This window comes from Caballeronia sp. INML2 (assembly GCF_023631365.1).
In the GTDB taxonomy this organism is placed as follows: domain Bacteria; phylum Pseudomonadota; class Gammaproteobacteria; order Burkholderiales; family Burkholderiaceae; genus Caballeronia; species Caballeronia turbans.
Map to the genome: position 1 here is coordinate 1 of NZ_JALQDH010000148.1, position 4678 is coordinate 4678.

Sequence of the window (4678 nt, forward strand, 5' to 3'; positions counted from 1 at the left end):
CCCGCCGTGATTACAAGCCGGATGGACTCGAGATCGTAACGCGAGATCGACGATCGATGCGCTGCGAGTGAGCGGATCAGTGTAGACGACGCGCCGAAGTGGGTAACGCCATGCCGGCGAATTAAATGCGGCAAGCGTGACCAGTCAGGCCAGTCCGGTGCGCCGCCGTAGCACACCAGGGTCGCGCCCCGCAACAACGCACCAGCAATCGTGATAGGACCGGCGACCCACCCCATATCGGCTGGCCACAGCCAAGTATCGCCTGGGCCGAGGTTGAAGTACACCGCAGCGTCGTGGCCAATTTTCAGAGGGAAACCGCCGTGAGTGTGAACAGTGCCCTTTGGCTTGCCAGTGGTGCCCGACGTATAGACGATCATAAAGGGCGTATCCGCTTCAACGAGCAGCGGGTTGACAAGTGGATCTGCGCGGCCCGCCGCTGTTACGTCGTACCAATTCAGCGCCCCAGCGATGGGTTCGAGCGGCATACCGCGCGTCGGCTTGGTAATCACCACACTTAGCGAGGCGAGTGCCGCCGCGCATGCCTCAATCGTCTCGCCCATTCGCACCGGCTTTCCGCGCCGCGTATATCCGGCCGTGCAAATTAGCCCTTTCGCTTCACAGCCCATCAGCCGCGCGACAATAGCGTCCGCCCCGAACCCGGAGAAGAGCGGCACCGCGACTGCACCGATCCACGAAATTGCCAAGAACGAGACGACCGCTTCCAAGCTATTTTCCATGAGCAGGCCGACCCGGTCGCCAGCGCCGAGATGAGCTTTCTGCAGCCCCGCCGCGAACGCACGGACATCCTCGTGCAATTGCGCGAAAGTACGTGCGACGACCCGCCCGCCCTCGTCCTCCGAGACGACTGCTAGTCGTTCGCTGCGCCCGTCGTTCATGCAAGGCGCGAAGATGCTCTCGACCCAGTTGATCTTGCCACCCGGGAACCAACGGGGAAACGCCTTGCCCTTAGATAGGTCGACATATGATGAGTACGGCTCCCGCCAACGTATGCCAAGCCACCGTATCACCCCTTCCCAATACTCATCCGGATGGGCGATTGACCATGCGTACAAGCTGTCAAAATCCTTCTGTCCAAGCGTTTCCGCGAGTGAAGTAACCTGCGCAGTCGTGACGTCATGGTCAGTAGGCGCCCAAACCGGTTTCGGTCGGTGATCCATACGCGCTCCGATAGGCTTGTCTCGCCGCTTCAAAGACCAAGGTAAGTAGCCTGAACCCGATTGTCGTGTTTCAGGGTTTCAGATGAGCCCTGCATGACCACGTTGCCACCATCAACTACGTAGGCGTAGCTCGCCAGATCAAGCGCCACCGACGCGTTTTGCTCGACTAAGAGTACGTCCACTCCATCTCGATTGATTGCGCGGATGGTTGTACCGATTAGATCGACCACGGCTGGTGCGAGTCCGATGGTCGGCTCATCAAGTAGCAAAAGGCGCGGCGACGACATCAGTGCGCGGCCGATCGCAACCATTTGCTGCTGCCCGCCGCTCAGCGACATCGCCGGATGATTGAGCTTCTCGCGCAACGCGGGGAAGACGTCTAATACGCGGTCCCTATCGCGTTGGATCGCCGCCGAGTCGCGACGCAGGTACGCACCCATCGTGAGATTCTCCGCAACGGTCATGTACGGAAAGAGCCGCCGCCCTTCGGGCACGAGCGCCATTCCGAGACCGACGATCTGATCTGTGCGCATCTTGGAGATATCATTGCCGTCAAAGACGCGGGTGCCGGAACAGTCCCCCGCGAGATTCATCACCGCGTTCATCACAGAAGTCTTACCGGCCCCGTTCGAGCCAATCAGCGCTACTACTGCGCCACGGGGCAGGTCGAGATTGACGCCGTCAACGGCTGTCACGCCGCGGTAGCGCACACGCAGATCACGCACTGAAAGAGAAGTTGTCGTTGTCATTGTGTTGTCCCCAGATAAGCGAGAATCACCTCGGGGTTATTGCGCACTTCTTCCGCACTACCCTGTGCCAACAACTTGCCGTATTGAAGCACGATGAAACGATCGCATATGCCCATCATCGCCTTCATATTGTGGTCGACGATTAGGATGGTGGTGCCGTCTTCCCGACAGAGCGTGCGAAGTAAGTGGAGCACATTCGCAACTTCGACGGTATGCAGTCCGGTCAACGGCTCATCTAGCCCTAGCAGCTTGGGCTTTGTCGAGATCGCAATGCCAACGCTGAGCAGCCGCTGCATTCCGTGCGGCAAACTCCCGGCTTCCATGTCAAGATGTTTTTCCAGACCTACTCGCGCTGCAATCGCATGCGCGCTTTCTATCCGGTCTATGCGTTTTCGCCACTGCCGGTTTGCGGCGATTACGAGGTTTTCGAGCACCGTCATGTCGCGGAAAAAACTATCGTGCTGAAAGGTGCGAACCAATCCACGTCGGCTAATCGCGTGCGGCGCGAGACCTGCAATGCTGGCGCCGTCGAAGAGCATTTCCCCACCGCTTGGTTTCACGTGACCCGAGAGCAGATTGAATGTCGTGGTCTTCCCGGCCCCATTCGGACCGATCAGCCCGAGGATCTCGCCCGCGCGGATCTCGAAATTCAGATCGGAAACCGCGACGAGTCCGCCGTAGCGCCGTGTCAAGCCCTTCACCGCCAGCAATGGATGCGCGGAGTACTGGCGCGACGATTGCAAGTCATGGTTATTCATCCAAGTTCTCCGCTCGCACGGTCTTTCGAAACACCGGGCCTTCCGCCAATTAGGCACCAGCAACCAATCCATTTTCCGCCGTCGATCAGTCCGCCGCGCACGCCGAGCATCGATAAAATAATGACTCCGCCGAACAGCACATACTGCAGCGCGCCCGAGCCCTGCACGAGTTGCGAGACGACCGTGAGGAAGATGGCGCCGATCACCGGTCCAACGATATGACGCTCACCGCCGACCTTCGCGTATGCAAGCGCGTAAACCGGAATTAGGAAGCTGAAATCGCCAGGGCTGATGACGTGATAGCTGTATGCGTGTATCGATCCCGCCGCACCGACCACCAACGCGGCGATTACAAAGCACAAGAGCTTCACGCGCAGAGCGCTAACACCCAGCGTCTCAACCACGTTGTCGTTGTTGCGAATGGCGTTCATTAGCAAACCAAACGACGACTTCTCCACCGCGAAAAGACCGCATAGCAGTAGATAGCATACCGACACGCTGAGCGCGGGCATCCACGGTTCGAGCGACATCGGAGCATAGATGCCAACCATGCCAGAATTGCCGCCGACGAAATCGATACGCGTGTATGCTAGACGGATGACCTCGGTGAACGCGAAACCGATCAGCATGAAATACGGCCCCTTCACACGCAAGGTCATCCAACCGAACAGCAAGCCAAGTACGGCCGCGCCGACGCTCGATGCAATAAGCACAAGTGGCACCACGTCCAAACCGTTCGTCACGGCGGTCGCGGTGAGGTACGCAGCGAAGCCATAGATTGCGCCGCATGCCATGTTCGTCTCGCCGATGAGCAAAACGAAGCGCATACCGGCGGCGAGAACCGCATTAATCGCAGACCAGACGACAAGTTGCGTCAGATACGTCGGCTCAAAATAACTGAGCGCCCCGATGGCCGCGACCAACAACACGGCATTCAGCACAATGATCTTGCGGTCAATGCTGTACATGGCCGAGCATCCCCCGTGGTCGGAACAGAAGTAGCACGGCAACTAGGCAGAACATGCCGATCGTCGCCATAGTGCCGTCAAGGTAATAACCGACGACGCTTTCGAGAAACGCGATCGTTAGCCCGCCAAGAATAGCCCCGGGAATTGAGCCCAACCCGCCGATGATAATCGTGATAAAACCTTTGACTAGATAGTCGTTCCCGACTGCCGGGGTTATCACCGTGATTGGCGCGATCAGACAACCCGAGACAGCAGCGAGAAACGACCCTATCATGAAGCCATAAAGCAGTGTCCGCTTATACCGCACGCCTTGGAGCGCGGCAGCGCCGGCGTCTTCAGCGGTTGCTCGGATTGCGCGACCAAAGCGCGTATACCCGAGCATCACATACAGCAATATCGCGACCACGACCGCGACCACGCAAACGATCAGTCTTTGCAATTCGATCCCGGCACCAAGGATGCGTAGCTCGCCCGGCGCGATGTTCGGGACCACCCGCGGCACGCCGCCGAAGATCCATAAGAAAGCGCCTTCGAAAAACAGCAGCATGCCGACCGAGAGGATGAACGAGCCGACCATATCTCTCAGGTACTGCCGGAAGCCCAACTGATAGACCGCGAGTGCCAACGCGAGCACGACGGCGATCGAGAGCACGCTCGACAGCAAGAACGACACGGCGACGCCGATGTGCAGCGCTTCTTGCAGCGACGGCACCAGTACGCTCGTTAGTAAGGCGCCAAGCGTGAAGAACTGACCGTGCGCGAAGTTCACCACGCCCATCACGCCAAAAATCAGCGTAAGGCCGAGCGCGAACAGCACGTATACGGAGCCTGCCTGTAGCGTGTTCAACGCAAGCTGAAGAAATAACGTCATGGAGATCACCCTTCTGTGCAGATTTGCGGTCGGTCCGCGAGCGGTGCAGCACCGATGTGAGGGTCGTGAGATGGCCGCCCGCTTAACTGCCGCTGACGTCCGGCGAATCCACTCGACGCACTTCGACCGTGTTGCCATTTCTGATTTGGGTAAT

5 protein-coding genes are annotated in these 4678 nt (G+C 58.6%); all 5 read right to left on the reverse strand.

The window, feature by feature from the left end:
- On the reverse strand, positions 1-1178 hold a 1178-nt coding region (locus NCT32_RS36335; RefSeq protein ID WP_250491494.1), incomplete at its 3' end, for an AMP-binding protein.
- 29 nt (positions 1179-1207) lie between these two features.
- Entirely contained in the window at positions 1208-1927 is a 720-nt protein-coding gene (locus NCT32_RS36340) for an ABC transporter ATP-binding protein (protein ID WP_250478136.1), read from the reverse strand.
- Positions 1924-2685 carry an ABC transporter ATP-binding protein gene (locus NCT32_RS36345; RefSeq protein WP_250491495.1) on the reverse strand — a complete coding sequence of 254 codons (762 nt, stop codon included), beginning with the start codon at positions 2683-2685 and terminating at the stop codon, positions 1924-1926. The genes NCT32_RS36340 and NCT32_RS36345 overlap by 4 nt, the downstream gene beginning before the upstream one ends.
- On the reverse strand, positions 2682-3653 hold the full coding sequence (locus NCT32_RS36350; protein WP_250491496.1) for a branched-chain amino acid ABC transporter permease: 972 nt from the start codon (positions 3651-3653) through the stop codon (positions 2682-2684). The genes NCT32_RS36345 and NCT32_RS36350 overlap by 4 nt, the downstream gene beginning before the upstream one ends.
- Positions 3640-4524, reverse strand: a complete 885-nt coding sequence (locus NCT32_RS36355) for a branched-chain amino acid ABC transporter permease (protein ID WP_250491497.1) — start codon at positions 4522-4524, stop codon at positions 3640-3642. The genes NCT32_RS36350 and NCT32_RS36355 overlap by 14 nt, the downstream gene beginning before the upstream one ends.
- Positions 4525-4678 lie beyond the last annotated feature (154 nt).

What these genes read in the sequence shown, in the direction of transcription:
- NCT32_RS36340 (WP_250478136.1), bottom strand. Translation starts at nt 1,927, where the DNA reads ATGACAACGACAACTTCTCTTTCAGTGCGTGATCTGCGTGTGCGCTAC.
- NCT32_RS36345 (WP_250491495.1), bottom strand. Translation starts at nt 2,685, where the DNA reads ATGAATAACCATGACTTGCAATCGTCGCGCCAGTACTCCGCGCATCCA.
- NCT32_RS36350 (WP_250491496.1), bottom strand. Translation starts at nt 3,653, where the DNA reads ATGTACAGCATTGACCGCAAGATCATTGTGCTGAATGCCGTGTTGTTG.
- NCT32_RS36355 (WP_250491497.1), bottom strand. Translation starts at nt 4,524, where the DNA reads ATGACGTTATTTCTTCAGCTTGCGTTGAACACGCTACAGGCAGGCTCC.